The organism is Rhizobium sp. 10PS4 (assembly GCF_032464805.1).
Taxonomy (GTDB): domain Bacteria; phylum Pseudomonadota; class Alphaproteobacteria; order Rhizobiales; family Rhizobiaceae; genus Rhizobium; species Rhizobium laguerreae.
Map to the genome: position 1 here is coordinate 65,300 of NZ_JAWDIW010000010.1, position 22,140 is coordinate 87,439.

Genomic DNA, 22,140 nt, shown 5'->3' on the forward strand with positions numbered 1-22,140 from the left:
TCCTCAGAAATCAAAGTCAGTGGTTATGCCGCGACGCAACTGAAAGCGGTGGGTGGCATAATCCTGATAAAGGCGTGTTTTGCCGACGCGCTCGCGCAGCTTCAGGACGACATCCTGATTGTTGAAACGATCAGCTTCCCGTGACAGCAGGAACTTGCGCGGCATCTCTCGCTCACGGGAATTGTCGGAGCTGAAGTCGAATACAAGGGTGTATTCGTCGGAAATCAGCGTTCCGTCGCTCGCATAGATACCCGCCAGAACCTCGCGCGGCCGCATTTTTTCCGACACAGGCTGCACCTGATACAGCGTTACGGCCGTCTGACCGGAAGAGATCAAGCTGCGGCCGGACACGAGGATCTGCACCTCCACCTGACCGACATCAGCCTCTCGCTGCTTGCCGACCCGGATGACGGGAATAACGATCTCCTGCAGGCTGGCGCCGCCGTGAACGAAACGGCTGCCGGCACCTTTCACCCGCATCCGGTTAATCGAGTTCGGAATCAGAACATCCAGGTCACCGGAAAGGCCGAGATTGGCGGTGGTGAAGTGTTTCATTCCATCAGTGGCAGAAAGCCTCCGGCCGATGACGAAGCGACGGTTGCGGAACAGGATCTCCTCCCCCTTCGGATCGGCGATGGCAAAGTCGCTCTCGTCGAGGGCTTGGTGCTGATAGAGGAAGCCGTGGTCGGCGGTGATCAGGATATTGGAGAAGTTGGCGGATGTCAGCTTGCGCACCAGCTTGGTCAGGTCCTCGATGGCGTCCTCGGCGGCTTCCGGCAGCAGCTCTTCCGTCTGCATCTTGTCACCAATCGCGTCGATGCGGTTGTGGTAGATGTAGATGATGTGGTTGTCGCGGAAAAGCGCCTTTCCTTCATCGACGCGCATGTTCATCACGTCTTCGAATTTCAGCGCCTTGGCCGTGTCGCCGTTGCGACCGGCGCCCAGCAGCTTCTCCCGTGCCGCCAGACCTCTTGTATTTTCACCACCGGAGAGAATATCGCCGCTGCCATCCTGAGCCATGGCCAGCCCGTTGTGCGGCAAGAGTGCGGCCATGCCGAGTTGGGTGTAGCTGGGCAGCGAGCTGATCATCGGCTTGAGATCTGCGTCGAAACGGTCCAGCGCGCGGATCCGGCGAAGGCATTCCTCGGCGACCTCAAAACGCAGCGCATCGGAAATAATTACCGCAACTTTCTGGTCTTTCCGGCGATACTCTGCCGCCTGTTCCCGGTAGAAGTCGGCCTGCGATGCGTAGCCGGGGATCTTCCAGTCATTCAGTCGGGCGACCTGATCCTGCCAGGCGTCGTTGACGGCAAGCACATAGCTGTTGGTGTAGCGGTTTTCGACTGACTCGTAGAGATCCGCCAGCAGTTGGGCCTGACCGCTCTTTTGCATGTGATAGATGAATTTGCGATAGAGCTGGTCCAGCCGATACCAGGTGCTGACATAGCGCTGCACGCCCTCGGAAGTACTCGTCATACCAAGGTGGGCTTCCGCCAGTGCCTGCTGAAACTCGGTAGCAAAGCCGATGGCCTGATAGATATCCTCGTATTTCGAATACCAATGGCTCTGCCGCCGTTCGCGCACCCAGGTTAGCACCTCCGGCGCGCCAATAGCCTGCGCGGAAAGAGCCTGCACGATCTGGCGGATGATTTCGCGGTCGATTTCCTCGAAATGGTCGATGGTGACGAAGGTGCGGAAATCGCGCTTCTTCAAGTCGGCGGGAATGGCCAGTAGATCCTGATAGCGGGCAGAGAGCGTCTCGAAGGGGTCCGCCCAGTGCCTGTTGTTCTTCCAGCGGCGGAAGACAAGTAGTGCCTCGGCATTCAGCGCCCCATCCTCGCCCAGCACGCGGGCATAGGCGGATTGGAAGAGGGAGATGGCGAAGTCCTCGAAATCCGGCTCGCCCGGTTTGTAGTCAAAGGCTTGGCCCACCTGCGTCCAGAAAAACTCCGTCAGGCCGGAGCGCTCGATCAGCCGCAGACCGTCGTCCTTGCCGGCGGCAAGATCGCCCAGCAGAGCTTCGATCACCGTATCAAGGCCGCCCTCGGCGCCAGCGCAGACGGCAAGCATTTTCAGGCGCATCTGGGTCTGGGTATCGGACGTGTGTAGCAGCTTTTTTAGTACCTCGACACGAGGCTTGGCGCCGAAGAAACCGATATGCGCGCGGACGACATTTTCGAACTGCAGGGGCAGGCCCAGCTCCGCAACCCAGATGGCGGCCTGATCCGCCTTAAACACCGTCGTTGCCAGTTGCACATCGAGAAGCCAGTTTTCCGGCATCGGCGGCTCAGGCCCGTCCTTGAACAGAAGGAAACGGCCATCCGGCTCCTGTCGCAGGATGCGATATTTCAGGCCGAATTCGTCGTTGGCGATGTCCAGCTTGGTCACGCCCGACAGATCGAGCGCGTCGAATTCCGCCCGCATGTCGCGGTCGGCGTCGTACCAGAAGACGATCCGGTGCTCTTCGAAGAGACGCCGCAGGCTGGCGGCGATGCGATCACTCATCCGCCGCCTCCAGCCCCTTGATGGGCCTCAGCGCCGCACCGAGCAGCGGATAATTGTGTTTCACACCTTTATCCAGATCGATCTCGATCTTCTTCTGCGCCAGCGGGAAGATGACATCGCGCTCCCATTCTTCGAGCTCGGCGATCTGTCTGGCGACGGTCCCGGCGTCCTTGAGCGCCTTCGTCTTCTGCGACTGGCTGGCGGAAGGATCGTCGGAAAGCTTGTCCAGCCGGGCACGCTCGGCCTCCAGCTTGCGGGTGAACTCGCGCAGATATTCGTTTAGCAGCACGGACACCGTCTCGGGTCGGTAGCGATGCATATAGATCAGCGCCTGGAAGGTACCCTTGGGGCTGGAGAGCATCCAGTAGATCGGCCGCTTTTTGTAGCGCTTCAGATGGTCTTCATAGAAGGTCCGGGTGAAGTATTTGCGGATATCGCCGATCTGCGCCTCGATGAAAGCAAGGTTTTCGCGGAAGTGCTCTTCGCCGAAGGTCACACGCAGGAACTTGCGGAACCGGTCCACAATGTCATCCGGGAACCAGTCGCCATCCAGCACGGGGATCACATTGTCAGCATCCGGCAGAAAGCTCGGCTCCGCCACGCCCTTCGCTTGCAGGGCGGCGAGATACTCGGCGAGTGTCTCACCCTGATTGGCGAGGATCAGCCCCGGCGCATCCAGGCTGTAGCGCCCGAACATGCAGCCCACGGCATAGGAAATAAACTCCGCCATGGTGTCTGCCTTCAGCCGCGCTTCCCGCTCTTCCGCTGTGCCCTTCACGCCATAGCGATAGGCAGGGTTGCAGGTCAGCGTGATCTCCTCGAGCGGCACTTCCGGCGTCAACTCATCCTGCAGACCATAGGCGTCAATGAAGATGCGGTTATTTTCTTCCTCTAGCCTTTGCATCTCGTCGGTTATGTACTGCCAGTGGGCGCGAATGCGTGCGTAGCTGTCCTCCAGCATCTCAACCTGGTGATCGGGCAAGAGCAGCGGGAGTGCGGTAAATTCCCAGGACGTTTCGTAGGCGTCCCAGTCCGAGCGAGCAATGTTGATCGCGCGATCAGCGAACTCGGCACTGCCATTTCCCGAGCGGTAGGGCAGGCGCCCAACAGGACCCTCGTGGAAATCCAGTGTTGGGGACAGGGCCAAGAGAAGGCGGTTAACAACCTTGGTATTCGAAAAAGACAATACCGCATTCAGTGAAGGTTCCGCAGGGAAGCACATGGCCCCCTTGGTTTCAAACATCGCCCCCTGTGGTGAAAGTCGCATCGACAGACTACTACTTGAAATCGCAGACCAAGTTAGCCCTGGGCGAAAATAGTAATTCTCATTTTGCGGCCTCGATCGAAGCTTCCCGTTGTCGCCGAAAAAATTCTTAATCTCCGCGCCAGAGTTTTGCCAGTTCACGAGAAAAGTGTTGTTGCCATACCATTTCCTGAATTCACCTCCTTTGTTGCACGGATACCACTTCTGCGCGAGGGAAAGTGTTTCTTCAGAGGATCGACAATCGAAGCATACATTTCCGATTTCTGGCTCGTGCCAGAAACGAAGGAACCGATCATTTTCTCCAGTAGCCAATCCTTGTTTTGTAGGCGCCACAGTCGACAACGGCGGAAGGCTATGAAATGCGTCGATCACATCGTCGCTAAGCCAATACGCAATGGGCTTGCCGGGGATCTGCTCGAAATCGTGTCCGGATGCGGCATACCTCCAATCGCACTCTGGGTCATTGATAGCCTCAAGTGCTCGTATTGGCTGTTGCTCGGATCCATAGAACTGAGACAGGTCGATGTAGGTGCCGTCGGAGGCCGGATCCGCAAAATTGGATAAAACGAACGCGCAGATTGGGACAAAGGCAGAGTCGAAGAATGCATGATATTCGGGTCGAACGAGAGTTAAGATCCTCGTGCGAGACACGATCTCATCTCGAAGGCCCTCGAAAGAACTCAAAAACATCCAAGTGAATGGGGTCATAAACCCAAGTGCGCCACGAGGTTTGGACAGTAGGAGACACCTCAAGGCAAAGGCCGAAAACAAGTCTGTCCTTCCGACATAATAGTGCTCTTTGATGAACTCGCCGAGCAAACTATTCATTCCCTTGCCACCCATATACGGTGGATTGGCTACCACCACATGGTATACCGGCGATAGCGTGTCGGCCATCCGTAGCACGGCCACGACACGTGCCTGCACCTCTTTCAGGAGCAGGTCGGAACTAAAATCCCGAGCCTGCACCACCCGTAGCGTTTCAGCCGGGTCGCAAAGTTTCGGCGCGATCAACGACCCGAAATTCTTCGCCTGTTCGAACTGTGTCAGGGTTTCGCGCAGCTCATCTGTGAACAGATCCCTGCCCACCACGGCGGCCACATCCGTCAGTTCGACAGGCGTGAAGGCTATGCTTTGCAGCACGACGATATCCGGCTTCACCTCCATGCGCAGGAAGCGGCGACGGCCCAGTTTCGCCGCCGCCTTCATGGCCAACGCAAACGCTGCCAGCGCGCCCGCGCGGTCATCGATCTCGATGCCGGTGAGATTGTGTTTCAGGATTAGGGCCGGGATCTCGGCGGGGTCATAACCTTCTTCCTCATAGATCGCGTGCAGCAGGTCGAAGGCATAGGTCAGCATATGGCCGGAGCCGCAGGCCGGATCGCAGATCTTGATTTCTTCCGGCCTGCCGATCTTGAGAAAGTCCGCTTCGGGCTCTTCCGGAGCGATGTAATAATCCATCTGCGCGGCAAGCTTCGAGTCGGGCCGGTTGAGCAGCCACAACCGCCCCAGCGAGTTTTCCACAAGGTAGCGGACGATCCAGTGCGGGGTGAAGAGCTGCGTTGCGGCGGGTATGTTTTCCGCCGTGATCTTGATGTTCTTCTTCAGCCCGGCAAAGACTTGGTCCTTCTTTTCCGAGATATAGAACTGATAGAGCCAGCCGATGATTTCCACATCGGCGCAGGCATCTTCCGCCATGGCCTCACGCAGGCGGGCGAGGATGGAGCTGGGCGACAGCAGATCCTCCGGCATCAGCAATTCGGTATAATCGCCCACCTTTTCGAACAGGAAGGGCATGGCCCCATTCCAGGCATTGCAGGCATGCACCAGCAACAACCGATAGGCTTCCGCCTGCGGATCGTTCGAGGGGGTGCGCCCTTCCAGCAGGGCGGCAATGGCGGGCGGCGCCTTTTCCGGCAGATTGCCAGCCACGGCTTCAGCGAGTATTTCCGGCCGCGTGGCGCCTTCTGCGGGGGAGACGACGCGCGGATTGGTATAGCCATTCACATCCATGAAGCGCAGCGCCGTGAAGCGGTTGAACCACGTATAGGCCACCTGTTCGATCACCTGCCGTTCGCTGGCCTCATGGATCGCGACTTCCAACGCCTTCACCGCCGCCGGCTGTTCGCGCCGTGCCGCAGAGGCCGGATCCAGCACCACCGTCAGCTTCGCGGTGACCTGATAGATCAGCAGATTGCGGGCGCTTTGCGCAAATTTCTTCAGGCCATTGGTATCCATCAGACGATCACTTTCTTGCCTGCGGCAATCTCGGCCAGCAGGGTCTTGCGCAGTTCATTGACGTATTGCTCTACATCCGCCGCTTCGGCGAGATAGGTGCGGGGATAGGCCACCTTGATTTGCGAAGCGTTGATATAGATTGGCGGCTTGAAGACTGGCGCTGGCCGCTCGGACATGCCCGTCGTTGTGGGTTTGGGGGCTGCAGGGGGAGGAGCAAGCCGGGCAATATCCGCCAGGATCTGCTGCATCAGGCCTGTGCGCGCACCATTCGCCCTGTCCCGCAGAATCGGGATCATGCTGACCGCTTCGACACCCGTCTTATGGGTTTCAATGCTGCGCCGGATCTTCTCCTGATGCTCAGTATCCAGTGCCTGAAACTCAGTCGTCCAAGCGATCTTTTCGGCGCATTCATCCACCGCCGCGATGACCGCCTTGCGCTCCTTTAGGACGTCCAGCTCCACCTTGTCCTTCAGGGCGTAGAGGTCTGCCTTGAGCGACTGGACGGCATTGCCCTTGTAGCATTCGGGGTCGTGCAGCGCTGCGCGCAGCCTTTCCCCGGCACCAGGATCGACATAGCCGATATTGGCTTCCTGTGACTGAAGGAAATCCCGGACGTCATCGTAGATCTCCTTCTGGGCACCCGCCATGAAGCTGCGGATCTTGTCGAGGATGTCCTCCTTGGCATTCAGCAGCGTGTCTTCCTGTTTCACCGGCTCGGTGATGTACCAGGCCGGGGGCTTGCCCGTCATGTCGGCGATCCGATCCCGCAGCGATTCAAGCCCTACCAGGAAGGGATAGTTTCGTTTGTGAGACAGCAACCGATTGAGCTCGTCCGCCAGCTTGCGTGCGCTATCTGCCCACTCGCCGCCAAGTACCCGCGCATCCGAGCCATCCGCCGGCTGGCCGAACAGTTCCCGGTACAGATCCTTGGCAGCCCGGATCTGGGAGGGGAGAAACTCCACTTGCGGCGTGAGCAATATGTTGCCCAGCACATGGCTGTTGTTCAACGCACGCGCCAGCCCGGCGCCCTCCAGCGGCGCGCCATCCGACCGGGCTTCGCACTTGCCCTTGGCCACCAGGCTTGCGGTGAGACAAAGGGTGGCGACCGTCGGCCAGCCATAGGGCTTGGCGCCGAACCGCTCCGTCAGATACTTGACTGACACCTTCACTCCGTTGCGGGCCTGCCCCCGGATATGGTTCAGGACCTCCTGCTCCTCCTCCTTCAGGCCCGTATCGCCGAGAAGGTCATTCGCAAGGCTTGCCGCCTTGGCAATATCTGCCTCTTGGTAGGTCACGCCCCGCAGCATCGGCAGGTTGACATAGACCTTGTCAACGAGAGACTGGAATGCCTTGACGATGCGCTCCTGCGGCTCGTCTCCGCTAATATCAAGCTCATCGCCGCGCACGAAGAGACGTGCGTCCGCGATCAGTTTTCGAAGCCGGGCTTCCAGATCCTTCGCACGGCGGGCGTTTTGATCGCCCTTTTCCTGAATGATGCGGTCGCGTCCCGGCTGCGGTGAGCCGGTACGAGCCTGCCGGATGTACTTGTCGGTTTGCCGGAACAGCCGCAGGTCGCGAACGAACCGGACGTCTGGCTGCAGGACGACAGCCAGCTCCTCGCGACCGAGGTTGCGCATGCGGACGGTCTCCGGGACTGCGATATCATCTCCGACCGGGCTGATGATATTGATGGACAGCTCATATTCGCGGCCCAAGAGATGGTCGTCGAGCTTCCGGCTGAAGGCATATTCGTAGCCCGTCGTCAGATGCTTGATCTTGCGGTGACGGAGGATGGTGTCGAAGGCGAGATCTTCCAGCGCCTTGGTGCTTTCCGCCGGGTCGACGTCAAGCGCCTTGATCTCCGCCTCGACGTCCTTCTCCTCATTGGTGAGAAACTCATAAACATCGCCATTGCGCTGGATGTAAGTTTCCCGCTCGAGGCGAGCCAAGGCCTCCTCGATCCTGCGGCGCTGTTCGCCTTGGTCTACATCAAACTCCGATAGCAGCAGGATGCTGATATTCCTGACGGTCGCCCTGAAGCCCTTGACGTATTTGACGAGGAACAGCGCCTTTAGAACACGAAAGGCATAGGGGTCATCGAGATTGTCTTTCGCAATATGGATGGATTGCTGGACGGAGGACTTCAGTACCGATTGTATGCCGTCGAACATGCGATCGAAGGTCGCGAGGCCGCCGACCGGCATATCTTTCAGAGCCTTGGCGACCTCCTGAAACACGGCCAGCATGGACCGTTCCCCAACAGAACTGTGCTTGCCTTCAAAAGCGTTGTGCTCCGAAAGCGAGGTGATCGCCATCTGGAAGAGCGTGTACTGGTACGGTGGGAAGGGGTAGCTGGCGATGAAATGGTTTCGATCGCGATAGTTTTTCAGCGGGATCGAACCATCGGCAAAATCGAACAGGGTTCGCAGATTGCTCACTTCCTTGTCGTGCAGATTGCCCAGCGTGATTTCAGCAGCATCGGTTTTCGCCAGCAGACGTTTCTGGATGACCTCAGCCACATCAGCAGAGTTCAGCGGCATGCGATTGGAAAAGCGGGCCTGAATTTTGGAGAAGTCGTTCTCCTGGCGCGCCGTCATGTCGCCCACGACATCTGTGAGGGCCTGCTGCGCTGTAACGATGATCCACGCCTGTCCCTTGCACTTGGTGTTCAGGCTTTCGGCAATGGTCTGCAGGTTGGTCATCAGCTTGACGTTGTCAGCGATGTACTGACCAACCTCATCGACAAAGAAGTTCAGCCGAAACTTGGGCACCTGCCGGTCGATCCAGGCCTTCACCGTGTTGGCAAAATCCTCGATCGAGACCCGCGTATCCTTACGATACTGCGTGAGGATATCCTTTGCATCCGCGGCATCCGTTCCGGTAGCGCGAGCGAAGGCTGCGGCGATGTTGCGTGCTTCCAGCAGAGCCTCTTCTCTGCCGCGGGTTTCCCAGGGCTTGCCGGACAGTTCCAGGAAGGCCGTCTTGAAGTTGTCGAGTTGCCCGCGCTCATCCAGTTGCCGCTCGAACTGGGCGATGTGCGGCTGCTTGCCGTAATAGCCGCACATTTCATCGAACACTTTCTGGAACACAGCCAGCAGCGCATCGACGTCCGTCTTTGAGATGACGTCGGCCTTCTGGTCGATGTTGAAAAGGATCGATTTGGACGGGATCGAAACGGCCTTGCGCAAAGCGCCGGCCAGCATCGGATCGTTCTTCAATTCATCTTTCTGCGCAAAAATATCGAAGGCCTTGATGCCATCAACCTCACGGTTTTCCAGCAGCAAGGCGAGCATCTTGAGAAGATGCGACTTGCCGGAGCCGAAAAAGCCGGAAATCCAGACGCCGTTTGCAGTGCTGTAGTTGTTGTAGGCCTCCAGTAACTGACCCAACCTAAGCCCGATTTCTCCGGTGATGACGTACTCGTCCAACTCCACCCGCAGGCTTGCCTCATCATCCGCCTTGATGACGCCATCGATGGAACGATCGACAGGTTTTTCGAATATGTCACGCATCGCGATCGTCATGGATCAGACCTCGTAATTCAGGATATTGAAAGCTCTGTAGTATTTGTCGTCGTGCAAGCACCCGAAGAGATCCAGCGACGCTCCGGTCGCGAGCGAATGGGTGTAGCTTCCGGGAAAGAAAAGAACCGTCGGCTTGTCCTTTGCCGTGCTTTGCAGATTGTTCAAAACGTTGTGCGACCGGATGTAGGGATACACCTCACCGACGCCCGACAGGAAAATGACGTCGTGCGGCGTCGATGAAATCGCCTCGCCAATCTTGGGGATCAGATTGGCTTGGGGGTCCAAGACCGACTGAAGCAACTCCCGAAGCTCAATTTTATCCGTCTCTGATTCGATGTTGAGTACCTGCTCGAGGATCCCGCGCTCTTCCAAAATACCGAGCGACAGATCGTACAGGCTGAGGTCCAGGACGGTCACACGTGCGTGGCCAACCCGAGCCACCAGTTGGCGCCTGTCCTCATCCATCGAAAGCCCTTCCTTGGCGTCGTAGGGGTAGATGAAGAAGGGCACCTCATTCCCGAGACCCTGTTTGGTCAAGAATCGCGGGCTCGTGATGACTTTGAAGAGATGCTCAGAACGCGCTTTGCGGGTGGCCGGCAGGTTCATGCGATGCTTCCTTCGGATTTCAAACCCGGAAATAGCTGGAGATCTGAAGGGCTGTGCTCTGCAATTATTCGGTAGAGCTGCGGCGAGATGTATGTCGCCAGGATCTTGTTCTCGTTTGAGATGATGCCAGCCTCGCGCATGATCCGGAAAAGCACCTGCCGCAGCTTTGATCGTGTCGTTGCGCTGATGCTCGCTAGCTCGTCATTCCACTCTGCTTTGTGAGCGAAGAAAGTGTCAAAGCTCTCGACTGACAAGTCAGTTTGAAGAGACAGGAAGCGCTCCCGCACAACCTCAGTCGCAAATTCATGCACGATACGATATTCGCGACATACTGCCAGCCAGAGCAAAGCCTGTTGATCGGTGCGATCTCTCGTCTCACCGAAAAACCGCAGCTCCGCATCATTCAGCTTGGAGAGCCTACTCGCAATTTCACGAAGGGTCCGACGCCGAGAGGCTACTTTCGGCAAAGATGTGATGCTCTCGCCAAGCGCCATTTGTCGCGTTTGGTTCCAGTTCGCAGACGTCCTATGAAGGTTTACGACGTCGATGCTTTCGTTGAGAAACAATCCGCCAACGACGAAGGACATTTTGTAATGTTGATCGTTCTCAGTTGTCACGATGGGATGCTCCTGCAGTTCATCAAGTCCTGCGTCAGGGTCCGTTTGATGATCAGTCGTCGCTGTAGCATGCAATTGGTGATCAACGGTTTCAATAACGGGCTCAAGATGTGGCATGTTGGCCATTTGCGTAAGGCTGTATGCCTATGGCCATGTCGTGGCTAATACTCATCTCGTTAATAAATTGATGAAACTGGCCAGTAGCCACGAATTGGCTGTTGGTCTGGATATGGACCTTTGCAAGAGCGCCGATGGTCTTCGTTCCGGGAAGATCACAGAGTGCGGCCAAGCCGATGGCCTCAACGAATATCTCTTTGAAAGCGTCAAACAATCGTCCCTTGCGCTCAGCGCGAACTATCCATGATTTAGGCATTCGTATCCCCCGGCAGAGATACATTCATTACTCGTCGAAAGATTGCAAGGCGAAGAAAATTACTGTCCACGGATGCGTTAATACGAGGTTCCGTTGTCGGAAATCATTTCCGCCCGTTTACCCCTCGAACACCTGCTCGCGACGATACCGTCAGTCCCGTATGGCGTCTTCAGATTGTCGCCAAAGTCCGATGCACGGTTCGTTGGCCAGATCCGGAACCGGCGCCGGCAGTTCGCGGCCTCGTCTTCTGAGGACGTGCGCGAGGAAGGCATGTAAGGATCAGGCCATTCTCGGCGTCAGGGACGTTTAAACAGCGCGGCCGAATGCGCCTTTGTTCGTTGAGCCGTCCTCCTTGCGCAGGCCGCCCTCATAATAGTCGTCCGTGTCTTTGAATAGGAACGGCATGCCCGAAAGGCCTGAAGTCCTCAATCAACGCGTCAGGCTCCGATGGATCCGGAATGATGTCGACAATTCGAGCGGTTGCGAAATACGCCGGCCGGCCGCCGGTCTTCATCAAGTCGCCGCTCGGACGCCGACGTTCGTAGTAGACGATCCAGTCCCCACGGGCCGCATCGACCTGCCGCAGATAGGTGCGCGGGAATTGATACCGCTGCTCCGGAAGGTCGTCGTAGGTCGGATCGAGTTTCGTTCTCAGCACTGCCTTTGACATAGCTTCAGGTTTTATGAATCTGCTGATCTGGTACCAGGTCCGCGGGCTCTCGAAAATGGGTACGTTTATTGAGTGAGATGCAACCGTAGAATGCAGAAATGATACTTGAGTGATCCTATGTAAAAAATAATTTTGAGATGTGCAGATTAAGAAATACCAAGCAGTTTACGAAGTAAATATTTGATTTCGGAAGATTATAATTCAGTGACAACCTGCAGTAAACATTGTTATTGCTTTCGCGTAGTGAGATAATACGTATATCAATCGCGCAAATGCGGTTGGTACTTTTGCAACCTGCAAGGATCTTTGACATGACGAACAAGACAACAAAACGGGCGATCGCCCGCTTTGACTACGATGCGCTCGACATCGGCGCGCAGAGCATGAAGGCGTTGGAAGCCGCAGCCATTGGCATCCAGGCCCTGGGGCGCCGTTCCACGGGACAGGCTTTCGAACTTGGTGCGCTTCTGGAGCAGGCGTCCGAGCACGTAGAGCCGGGCACCTTCGAGAAATGGGTATCGCAGCGATGCGACATCTCCTCGAAAACGGCCCGAAACTACCGGGCAGTTGCTCGAAACCTCTCGAACTACCGAGACCGAGCAGTCGAACTTGCCATCAGTCCGACGGTTCTTTTTCATCTGGCGTCGGCGCCAGAGGAAAAGGTCGAGGCTGCCTTGTCTTTTGCTGAGGAGCATGACGGCATCCGTGTCAGCGAGGTGAAGACCTTGCTTGCGGACGGCACTGAGATGGCCTCTGAAAATAGTTCCGGCGATGAACTTGCCGATATCGGTGGTCTCTCCGGTCTGCGAGCGATGATCGACCTCAAGACGAAAACCGGCATCGCCGCCTTCGTTGAGAGTGCTGCTGCTCTTGCCGCAGCGGTGATCAAAATTCTGGAGAGCAAGCCTAAGGGCAAGCGTCTGCAGAAAGCGACCCTCATCCCGGTGCTCGAGCCTTTGGCTCGATCGGCGAAACGCAGCCTGGGCAATGTTTTGCTTCTGGATGCGCCCGGTGACGTCGATGTCCGCAAGCTCTCGGAGAGTGAACTTCCTGCCGCAAGCCACTGGTACAAAGTCTTCGCGACTTTGGACCATCTCGGCAAGCGAGAGGAATGGCCCGAGGCCAAGGGTCTCGAGGTTTGGTTGAGCCACGAGGTACTTCCGCTGCTCGACTGGGCAGCGTCCCGGACGAAGCAGCCTGAATGGCCGCTGGCGAATGCTGGTGCTCGGCCAGTGGCGGACGCGGTGATGCGAACTGGCCTGGAGGCGCTCGGCGGCGTTGTGCGGATCGAGGCGCCAAGCCTTGATCCTGCGGATGACGAGGACGCTTCCGTCGATGATTACCAGCCGCCAGCGTTCCTGGCGCGTCCGGTTTCGGCAAGGAAAGCTGACGCTGACGCCTCCAATGTCATCTCGATGGTCTCCACTGAAGTACGGTCGGGGCTGAGGAAGCCGGCTTTGCTGAAGCCGAAACCCGCCGAGGTCTCGGCGGACTGAACATAAGAAAGGGGGTTTTGGCCCCCTTTCTTGATTCCAGCGTCGTGGTCGGCGTCCGGTTCACCCGGAAGATCGCAGGCCGTTTGCGGGCTGTTGACCACCGTGCAGCCGGTGGAATTCGCGTGTAGGTCCCTCGTTAACCGCGTTCGGGATCCGTTCTCTTTTTGCCTGAGGGGTCCTTGAGATCTGGTTCCGGTCCTGTCAGGTATGGGCGGCTCCGAGGTGATCGGAGCAAGCGGCCCAAGGCAGCGCGCCAACGCTACCAAGGGCCTGACCCTCAAGCCTTACGTTAGAAGGAATCGGGCTTTGACCAACCTACACTCTTCGTCCACTGCGGGGGAAGTTCTGCGCGCCGCGTGCGCGGCTTCTTCCACCGTCAACCAATCGACGGCATCGTCTCCGCGCCGGCACTTTGCTGAGCGCCTCGCTGTTCACTCTACGCCGTCGGCGCTGCGCCGTCATGCGCACCTGGTGCGCTACCCCGACATCGAGGCGGACTTCGACGTCTTGATCGACAAGGCAATCGCCGCTATTGCCGAAGGCGAGCCGGTCGAGGACGAGATTCTTGGGCACTACGTTAACGTCGCCTCACTGGTGCGGGCGGTCAGCTTCCGCGAAGGCAAGCTTCTGGAGCAGGCCGTCGAGAGGCTGGCGAAGGCCAATCCAGACCTCGTGGTTTTGATGCAGTCGATCAAGTTGCCACTGGTGAAGGCGGCGATCGAAGCGGTTGCCGGCAATGACTGGCATCATCTTGAGGGCGTGCGGCTCGATTGCGACGCGCCTGCCAAGGGCAGCTACACGCCGGACCTGATCCTTGTGAACCGCGCGAAGCGCGCCGCCTTCGTGCTGGACCTGAAACGCTCGCTCGCGTCTTACGGCGATACTAGCAGGCTGGAAGAGTTGAAGCTTAGAATGTTGGCCTCGGCAATGATCCTGCCCGACTGGCTCTACAAGACCCAGAAGCGGCTCATGGTCGAGACGGTGGGCGTTGCAATCATTGATGGGGCGAGCCGGCCGAGCGATCATGCGGCGGGCGTCTGGGCACTGTCGGCGATCGACGACCTGTTGGAGATCGATGGCGCGGCCATCTGCATGGCGGAACTGCGTCTCCGGTTTGGGCGCCGCGTGCAGCAGCTTCTGGAGGCCGAGGCGCGACGCGCGCTCGGTATTCCGGATGCGGCAATGCAGCCGCTGACATCGGCGTCTGCAAATTTGACGCCTTCCCTGCGTCTCGGAATCCTCCGCGCCACCCGCCGCGTCATGATCTATGATGATCCGGCGTGCTGCGATGAGCATACGTCCGGATGCCACTGTGGCGAAGACGATCCCTTCGACGACGATCGGGATGACCCGGAAGCGGAAGATGACGCCGCACCCTCATGGCCTCCGCATCATATCCGCGTCGGCTTTGCGCGGCGTCTGCTCGACGCCTGAAGGCGTCCGCCCTTCGCTCTGGCTGAGGTGATGGCTGCGGCGCCGATGCCTGCAGCCCGCCTTTCCCCGTTCCCTTCATGCTGTGAATATGCCGGTGACCAAAGTTGGACCGGCGAGGAGATCTTGCGTGTCCGCAGAAATCTTGCCCACCTCATCATCGCCGCCCAAATTACGCGGTCCTGGCAGAACTGGCGCTGCGTTGTCCGGCAGGCGTTATCGCGTTTGCCAAGATGACCCGGCGCTGGTCGTCGGCCTCGCACTCGCCTTCACCCGGCAAGGGCATGCCGACGCCGCAGCCGTTCCGCCGATGCTCCTTGATCGGCTGGGCCGCTGCGCATGTTCTGGGGATCCAGCTTGCCGCTTGGTCCTCGATTGGCTCACTGAGAAAGCAAACAGGCGGCACGATCGGGGTGTCTCTAGCGACCGTCATGCCACTGCCCAGCGCGTCGGTCCTGTGGAAGTTGTTTCCTCTTCTTCGGCAAGCAGCATGGAGGAAAAATGATGGATCGTCTGTCTTCTTTCCTGCTTCGGCGTCTGCGCCATGTTCAGCGCCGCGAGATCCGGCGGCTGGCTGTCCGCAACGGTCTGCTGATGATGACAACCGCCATCATCGACGGCCTTGTCGTCGGCCGCTACGTTCCGGCCTTCGATCCCTCCCATCTGGCGGGCGAGGTTGAGCGGGACCGGCAATGGGTCCGCGATCGTTTCGCTGCCTTCCTGATCGACGCTCCGCAGGATGCGAGCGGCCGACCCGCCCTGTTGTCGGCGGCGCCTGTGTGGCCGGCGCGGCTCAGGCGACGCTTACCGGCCAGGAACGGCGCTGACGACGACGCGCTCGCCTATGCTGTCAGGGTTGTCGCCGAGGCTGGTGAGGTGCTTGGCATCAAAACGATGGCGACTGTCCTTTTGCTCGCGTCGGCCATGGAGGAATCCGGCGTCGAGTTGCGCGATCTGGTCGCATTCCTTCGGCAACCGGCCGGGGTCTTCGCAGTGCAGGTGACGGTCGAAGGGTTCGAGCGGGCATTGCCGCACCTAGTCGAAGAAACGGCCTTCTTGCCGTTCGGCCCGTATGTCGGCATGGCCGCCGATTTTACCTTCGTGGACGAGCTCTGGAGGTATGTGGAAGGCCAAGCCAAACGTGTCTTCCTGCAGATTCCGGTCGCTCAGACTTATCGCCCGAGCCGTTCGGCCATGCGCGCTCAATTGCTATGGGCCTTGGCGCAGGGCTCGCCGGTTCTTGCCGTGGCTGAAACCCATCAAGGCGTTCCGGATCAAGTTGATTTGACGAGCGATGTGCGGCTGACCGGCGGAGGGATCAATCTCACATTCCTCGCGGACTTGCTGGAAGCGGTCTATGGTAGCGATGCTGTGTCGCGCCATGACGGCCTTATCGCGGTGATCGATGCGGGCGCCCTGACGCTCGATGATCTCGCTATTGCCGTCCGGCCCGGCCGACCGATCCTGTCCAGTATTGAAGCGCTGGTGGGGCTTGCGGTCCATAATCGCGAAGAGCGGGACAACGAGAAGGACAAAAGTCACACGGCTTCCTCGCGGCGGCTGATTACCCAAAGCCCCAGTGAACGGGCAACGCAGTCGTCTCAAGACCGCAGCGCCAAGGGCGACAGCGCATCGTCCTCGGCAGGCAACCGCAGATCAAAAGCCCAGCCGACCGGCGCCGAAGTGATCCAGCCTTTGCCTGCAGATGGTGAGACGCCAGGAGAGGGCCGGCCGCCGCTGCTGGTGGAGACGCTGAGTGGCTACGGGGCAGCGACAGATTGGGCGCTTGGTCTTAAGACGGATTTGGCTGATTACCTCGCGGGCGATCTGGCCTGGTCCGACATGAGCACCAAACTTCTTCTCTCCGGACCGCCGGGAACGGGCAAGACGACGTTTGCGCGCGCCATGTGCAACAGCCTTCGGATCCCGCTGGTCGTGACCTCGGTTTCGACCTGGCTACAGGGCGAATACCTCAACGCCGTGCTTGACCGGATGGCGAACACGTTCGCCGAAGCACGAGCCCAGGCGCCATGCATTCTTTTCATCGACGAGATCGACGGTATCGGAACGCGCGTCTCTGCGTCGCGGCAATATGCCGACTACTGGAATGCATGCGTCAACAAGCTCCTGGAGCTGCTCGACGGTGCGGTGAAAAGCGAGGGCGTCATCGTCCTCGGTGCGACCAACCGGCCGAACGAAATCGACGAGGCCATCCGTAGGTCGGGAAGGCTGGAAACCCATATCGACATCCCGCGCCCCGATATCCCGGCGCTCGCCGGCATCCTCGCACATCATCTTGGTGCCGATCTCGACGTCGTCGCCAAATCGGACACTCAAGACGGAGGTCAGCCATGACGAGGTTTAGCCAGATCAGTGGCCCCGCAGACGAGCTGGAGATTGTTCTTGACGATGACGATCAGCGCGACATCGAGGGGCCGGACGTGCAGAAGGAGGAAGGGGCAATTGCTCAGGCGCTTCGACGTCTAGCGACGCGGGCGATGGGTCTGACGGGCGCCGACATCGAACGGGTCGTACGAGAGGCAAGGCTGAAGGCGCGCCGTGAACAGCGGCGTCTGACTTATGCCGATATCGAAACGGGTATTCGCGGTCATCGGCCGCCTGTTCCCTACGACGTCCGGTGGCGCTATGCGATCCATGAATCCGGCCATGCCGTCGTCCATCACGCCTTACGTCTTGGCTCCATCAAGGGTCTGACGATCGACGCCAAGGACGGCGGCCACAATGCTGTGACGTTCGCGACTGGCACACCCGATACCGTGGAATGGTATGGGCGGCTGCTTGCCATGCTCATGGCCGGACGTGCAGCGGAACTCATGGTGCTGAAGATCGTATCCGCAGGCTCCGGCGGCGCAGAGCAGAGCGATCTCGCCCGCGCCACGCGGATCGCCCTCGATATGGAACAGGCCCTTGGTTTCGGCGGTCGCTATCCGCTGCTGTATCTCGAACACAAGGATCCGACCGCGATCCTCAGTCGAGACGCCGATCTTGCTAAGCGGGTTCACCAGCGTCTGGAGTTTGCCCAGGCCAGGGCCACCGAGGTGATTTTCGAACACCGAGCGGCATTCGACCGGCTGGTCCGGGCGCTGTTCGACGCCCAGGCGCTTGATGGCGATGCTGTGATGGACATCCTAGCCTCCACCTCCTAGACCTTGTGGGGACATGGGAGGTCAGGATGTCTGTGGCGGTCATTGCTCACTGCGATTGGAGTATCGACCGCAAAAAGCGGTGGATGTGCGTCGCCATCCGACAGGCGACGAAATGGATCTTGTCGGTGCCAGAGCCTGTCGGCGAAACGAAGGACATCATCCCTCGGCTTCGAAGCCGTGCCGAAACGGACGCCGCGCTGCTGATGGGGTTTGATTTCCCGATCGGCCTGCCGGCCGCTTATGGCAAAGCATTGGGTCTTGCCAACTTCCGCTCTGCCTTGCGAGCGTTTGGCGCCGGGCGATTTGCGCGATGGTTCGACGTCGCGGAACATCGCAACGACATCGCCGTCGATCGTCCCTTCTATCCAATGCGGCCAGGTGGGACACAGCGTCGACACCTGTTTGATGCCTTGGGAGTCGGGAGCGGCCGTGAGGTTCTGCGCCGTTGCGAGCGCGCGACGGCGGACCGTGGCGATGCCTGCATACTGTTTTGGACGCTCGGCGGCAATCAGGTGGGAAAAGCAGCCATCAGCGGCTGGCGAGAGATCATTATCCCGAACGTTTCGGAGCTAGCTCTATGGCCTTTCGACGGAACCCTTGCTGAACTCACAAAGCCCGGAGCAACTGTTGTTGCTGAAACGTATCCAGGAGATGTCTACAGCCAACTTGGCATTCCGCGGCGCCCCCTGTGGAGCAAGCGACGGCAGGCTGGCCGCCGTACTGCTGGAGGCCATCTTCTCCGATGGTTGGCCGACCGCCCCCACATCGGCGGAGCGGCGCTGGAGGCGGCGATCACTGATGGGTTTGGGATAGACAAGACTGGTGAGGATCGGTTCGATGCAGTCGTTGGTCTGTTCGGAATGATCGACGTCGTCGAGCGGCGCCGCAGTGAAGGAGTGCCAGACGACGATGACGTCGCGACCTGGGAAGGTTGGATACTCGGCCAGCGGCCATGAGATCAACGGATCGGCCACGCGTAAACTGAAACGACGTGATATCAATTGCCGGCAACCTGAAACAAATTACGCTCTTTCGATTCGGACCTATGAGCGAACGATTCCAAAACCTCGACTGACGTTTCGATAGTCCCAGGCCAACGATTCCAAGCCGCAATATTCCGATTCACGAATTTTCGCGGGAGGCCGCCGACGTCGCCACATGCCAGATGCTCGCTGAGCCTCGGTCCGATGGTTTGCCGGTAATTCGTTTCGACGTGCGCTCAACGCGAGTTAAATTGCGCTCATTCGATTCAATGCTCCGAAATGCCGATTCTAAACACAATGATTCCGTTACCGCGACAAACGGGTTGCGCCGGTCCGCCGGTCCTCTGACCATGGAAGTGCCATCCAAAAAAGAGGGGAGGAAGACATGGCACGACAGACTGACGACGAGCGGAAGGCTAGGCAGAAGGCGCGGCAGCAGCGGCTCCGAGACCGGCATCGGGCAGAACGACGCCCCGATCGCGACGACGTTGCGCGAGCCCTCCTGGTCTGGACGATCACCAGCTATCTCGAACAGCGGCAATTCGAGTGGATCGAAGAGCTAGCCGACGCCGTGATCGGGCTTCTGGTCGACCAGGGCTTTGATGAGCAAGCGGCGGACGAGGTCTTCGACGATCTCGTTGAACGCTACGCCCGCGACGATCGACCCTTCCGCCGTAAGGTGCACCTCCGATCCAGATGATTTCTTGGCGGCTTCATCTGATGACTGCTTTTGCAAACGGCGTTCTGATAATTGACTTCGTTTCCCCCCGTTACTTCTTGAAACGCCGTTTGCAGAGGAATCGATTTTTTCAGAATCCGCCGCTTTCATGCCCGGTGGGTTACCAGAGATTAATCGCCATCACATAGCCCCCGTGCCCCGCATCCGCGGGAAACGTAACAACAGCTATGTGAATGGAAATGAACGAATTTTCTGCGAAAACTTTTCAAGGCAAGATCAAGGCCTTTTGCCAGCTTCGCCTCGCGCCGGTGCTGAGCGTCGATGAGCTACGTCGACTGAGTGACTACCTGTACTCCCTCATTCAGGCGAGGCGGTCAGCGCCTCGAATGAACGGCAAGACCGACTGGGACGTCGTTGCAGCGGCGTCAGGCATCGATGCCAAGGAACTCGCCGCGTACGCGCGCCGGATCGATCCTGCCCTCGATGCGATCGCTCGATGGATCCGGGATACTCGCCTCGCTCCCGCTGCCGCGAAACCTGAAGTGCGTAAACCCGCGAAGACGTCGAGGGCGAGGGCGGCGGCGCCAGCGGTTACTCGAGTGGCGCCGCAAGTGCCGGAGCCGCCATCAAAGCCGAAGCCTGCCGGCGTGACGTCGGCGCGCGTCAACGTCGAGTTTCCCGAAGCCCTGTTCAAAGTCTGGGAGGATCCGGCGGACTTCGCGGAGGCACTGCAATTGCATCTTCGGCGCCACGGAGAAACTTACTGGACGCTTTATCGCGGCATCATCGGCACTGACGATCTGACGGACAAGAATACGCTTTTGAGCTGGATCGAAGGCCGCCGTGTGCCGCGCAGCACCGAGAGTTTCCACGTGCTATCCCGCATTGAGCGGCGCTATCGGCTACCGGACGGCTACTTCAAGGCAAAGCTTCCGCACCCGTCTCGATCCGCTTCGGGTTTCAACCTGTCCGGGATCGAACCCTCGGAGCGGCGCCGGATCGCATGGCATCTGCCGGAGGATTTCAACGCTCTGCCGTTTCACAAGCGCGAAGAGATCGTCGACTGGGTTCGGCGGGTTATCATCAGCGGCCCGACCGACTACAGGAAGTTTCAGGCGGCAGCCGCCAAGCAGCGATATGCAATCCGCTTTCCAGGCGTATCCTATGGCGGCCGGGCGCCGCGGGATGGAAAGATTCTGGTTCCCGCCAACTATGAGGAAACCTGGATGGAAGATCCCGACCTGCTGTCGGGTGTCATCGAGGCGCCGCCGGCACTAGCCATGGAAATGGCCGACCTGGTGCGCTTCAAGACGTCGGCTCTGACGTCGGTCGGTTTCCAGCGAAACGGTGTCTGGGGCGAGGAGACGGCCTCTCAGAAGATCGAGCATCTCGGGCTGATGTTCGGCGCCCTTGCGGCAGCCAAGGATGGGGAGGTCCGAGGTAATGGCGTGCCGCTGCGTCAACTGACCTTCGGCCTGTTGCTCTTTCCGGGCGTCTGGGACTGGTACCTGCAATGGCGCGAAACGCGGCGCGGCTTCTACACGGCTTGGGAAGTCGACATGCTGCGAATTGCTCTGGCGATCACCAAGGAAGACACCGGGTGGCTTCGCCAGCATCCTGAACTTCTCGCTCGGGTCCAGCCGATCGCCGGTCTCGTTTCGCAAAATGAAATCGACTATGCCCATGCGGATTGGCATGGTGCCTGCGACGACTTCCACAAGCATGCGGCTCATCGCGTAAAGGAAATCCAGCGGATCGCCCGTGTCCACCGGGATCCGTTCGAGCCGATCATGCCGGTCCTTGAGGCAGCGAGCCCTGTCGGCGAGTACCGCAAGATCACCGAAGAGATCATCCGCCTGATGCCGGATGAACATCGTTATCCTCGGCCTGCCGCGGAAGCCGTTCGCGCATTTTTAATGCTGAGGCTAGGCTTGCATCTCGGACTGCGGCAAAAGAATTTGCGCCAGCTTATGCTCTGCCCCAAAGGCCATATGCCGCGTTCGGAGCGTGTTCTGGAAAAGATGAAGCGGGGCGAGATCCGCTGGAGAGACAGAGAAGGCGGTTGGGAGGTATTCATCCCGGCGGTCGCGTTCAAAAACGCGCACTCGTCTTTCTTTGGCGACAAGCCGTTTCGTCTCGTGCTTCCTGACCTCCTGGATCTTTACGAATATATAGACGCCTACGTCGAACGACATCGGTCTGTGCTGCTACGCTCCGCCGCCGATCCCGGTACGTTCTTCGTCAAGACCGTCAAGACGACCAGCACGGATGCCGCCTACGACGTTACGACCTTCTACGAGGCATGGCGTCTGACGATCCAGCGATACGGGATATATAACCCGTACACAGGACGCGGGGCCATCAAGGGTCTGTTGCCGCACGGTCCCCACAACGTGCGCGACGTTCTTGCGACCCACATCCTGAAGCAGACCGGCTCTTACGAGCAGGCGAGCTACGCAATCCAAGACACAGCCGACATGGTTGCCAAGCACTACGGGCGTTTCCTTCCCCAGGACAAGGCAGCGCTAGCAGCCCGCATCCTCAATCAGGTCTGGGAGGCCGCATAAGTCATAGAGGGACGCCGGAA

Annotated in this window: 14 protein-coding genes; 7 read left to right on the forward strand and 7 right to left on the reverse strand. The window is 58.9% G+C overall.

What is annotated here, in order from left to right; all coding sequences use genetic code 11:
• Positions 1 to 3 precede the first annotated feature (3 nt).
• The 6 genes from pglZ to RWJ89_RS19705 all read right to left on the reverse strand — a co-directional run bounded on the left by pglZ (position 4) and on the right by RWJ89_RS19705 (position 11,127).
• Positions 4 to 2,505 carry a BREX-1 system phosphatase PglZ type A gene (gene pglZ / locus RWJ89_RS19680; RefSeq protein WP_316031292.1) on the reverse strand — a complete coding sequence of 834 codons (2,502 nt, stop codon included), beginning with the start codon at positions 2,503 to 2,505 and terminating at the stop codon, positions 4 to 6.
• Positions 2,498 to 6,007: a BREX-1 system adenine-specific DNA-methyltransferase PglX gene (gene pglX / locus RWJ89_RS19685; protein WP_316031293.1), complete on the reverse strand. Its 3,510-nt coding sequence runs from the start codon at positions 6,005 to 6,007 to the stop codon at positions 2,498 to 2,500. The genes pglZ and pglX overlap by 8 nt, the downstream gene beginning before the upstream one ends.
• A complete protein-coding gene (brxC, locus tag RWJ89_RS19690; RefSeq protein ID WP_316031294.1) occupies positions 6,007 to 9,531 on the reverse strand; it encodes a BREX system P-loop protein BrxC in 3,525 nt (1,174 codons plus the stop codon). Before brxC ends, pglX begins: the two co-directional genes overlap by 1 nt.
• A gap of 3 nt (positions 9,532 to 9,534) precedes the next feature.
• Positions 9,535 to 9,972, reverse strand: coding sequence for a DUF1788 domain-containing protein (locus tag RWJ89_RS19695; protein ID WP_441005583.1), 438 nt, complete (start codon positions 9,970 to 9,972; stop codon positions 9,535 to 9,537).
• A gap of 161 nt (positions 9,973 to 10,133) precedes the next feature.
• Positions 10,134 to 10,871: a DUF1819 family protein gene (locus tag RWJ89_RS19700; protein ID WP_316031296.1), complete on the reverse strand. Its 738-nt coding sequence runs from the start codon at positions 10,869 to 10,871 to the stop codon at positions 10,134 to 10,136.
• Positions 10,858 to 11,127, reverse strand: a complete 270-nt coding sequence (locus RWJ89_RS19705) for a hypothetical protein (RefSeq protein ID WP_316031297.1) — start codon at positions 11,125 to 11,127, stop codon at positions 10,858 to 10,860. Before RWJ89_RS19705 ends, RWJ89_RS19700 begins: the two co-directional genes overlap by 14 nt.
• Before the next feature lie 894 nt (positions 11,128 to 12,021).
• On the opposite strand from RWJ89_RS19705, the gene RWJ89_RS19710 reads away from it, so the two are divergent.
• A complete protein-coding gene (locus tag RWJ89_RS19710) occupies positions 12,022 to 13,293 on the forward strand; it encodes a hypothetical protein (protein WP_316031298.1) in 1,272 nt (423 codons plus the stop codon).
• Positions 13,294 to 13,500: 207 nt separating this feature from the next.
• A complete protein-coding gene (locus RWJ89_RS19715) occupies positions 13,501 to 14,727 on the forward strand; it encodes a hypothetical protein (RefSeq protein ID WP_316031299.1) in 1,227 nt (408 codons plus the stop codon).
• 426 nt (positions 14,728 to 15,153) lie between these two features.
• Here the strand turns inward: RWJ89_RS19715 and RWJ89_RS19720 are convergent, their stop codons facing one another.
• Positions 15,154 to 15,417 (reverse strand): hypothetical protein, encoded by a 264-nt coding sequence (locus RWJ89_RS19720; protein WP_316031300.1) that lies wholly within the window; start codon positions 15,415 to 15,417, stop codon positions 15,154 to 15,156.
• Between the two features lie 183 nt (positions 15,418 to 15,600).
• On the opposite strand from RWJ89_RS19720, the gene RWJ89_RS19725 reads away from it, so the two are divergent.
• From RWJ89_RS19725 to RWJ89_RS19745, 5 genes are all read left to right on the forward strand, one after another.
• Positions 15,601 to 17,079 carry an AAA family ATPase gene (locus tag RWJ89_RS19725; protein ID WP_316031301.1) on the forward strand — a complete coding sequence of 493 codons (1,479 nt, stop codon included), beginning with the start codon at positions 15,601 to 15,603 and terminating at the stop codon, positions 17,077 to 17,079.
• Positions 17,076 to 17,891: an ATP-dependent Zn protease gene (locus RWJ89_RS19730; protein ID WP_316031302.1), complete on the forward strand. Its 816-nt coding sequence runs from the start codon at positions 17,076 to 17,078 to the stop codon at positions 17,889 to 17,891. The genes RWJ89_RS19725 and RWJ89_RS19730 overlap by 4 nt, the downstream gene beginning before the upstream one ends.
• A gap of 26 nt (positions 17,892 to 17,917) precedes the next feature.
• Positions 17,918 to 18,847, forward strand: a complete 930-nt coding sequence (locus RWJ89_RS19735) for a DUF429 domain-containing protein (RefSeq protein WP_316031303.1) — start codon at positions 17,918 to 17,920, stop codon at positions 18,845 to 18,847.
• Positions 18,848 to 19,259: 412 nt separating this feature from the next.
• Complete coding sequence (locus tag RWJ89_RS19740; RefSeq protein WP_316031304.1) at positions 19,260 to 19,574, forward strand: hypothetical protein; 315 nt, start codon at positions 19,260 to 19,262, stop codon at positions 19,572 to 19,574.
• Positions 19,575 to 19,786: 212 nt separating this feature from the next.
• The gene (locus RWJ89_RS19745; protein WP_316031305.1) at positions 19,787 to 22,120 is read left to right on the forward strand and encodes a hypothetical protein; all 2,334 of its coding nucleotides are present in this window, start codon (positions 19,787 to 19,789) and stop codon (positions 22,118 to 22,120) included.
• Positions 22,121 to 22,140 lie beyond the last annotated feature (20 nt).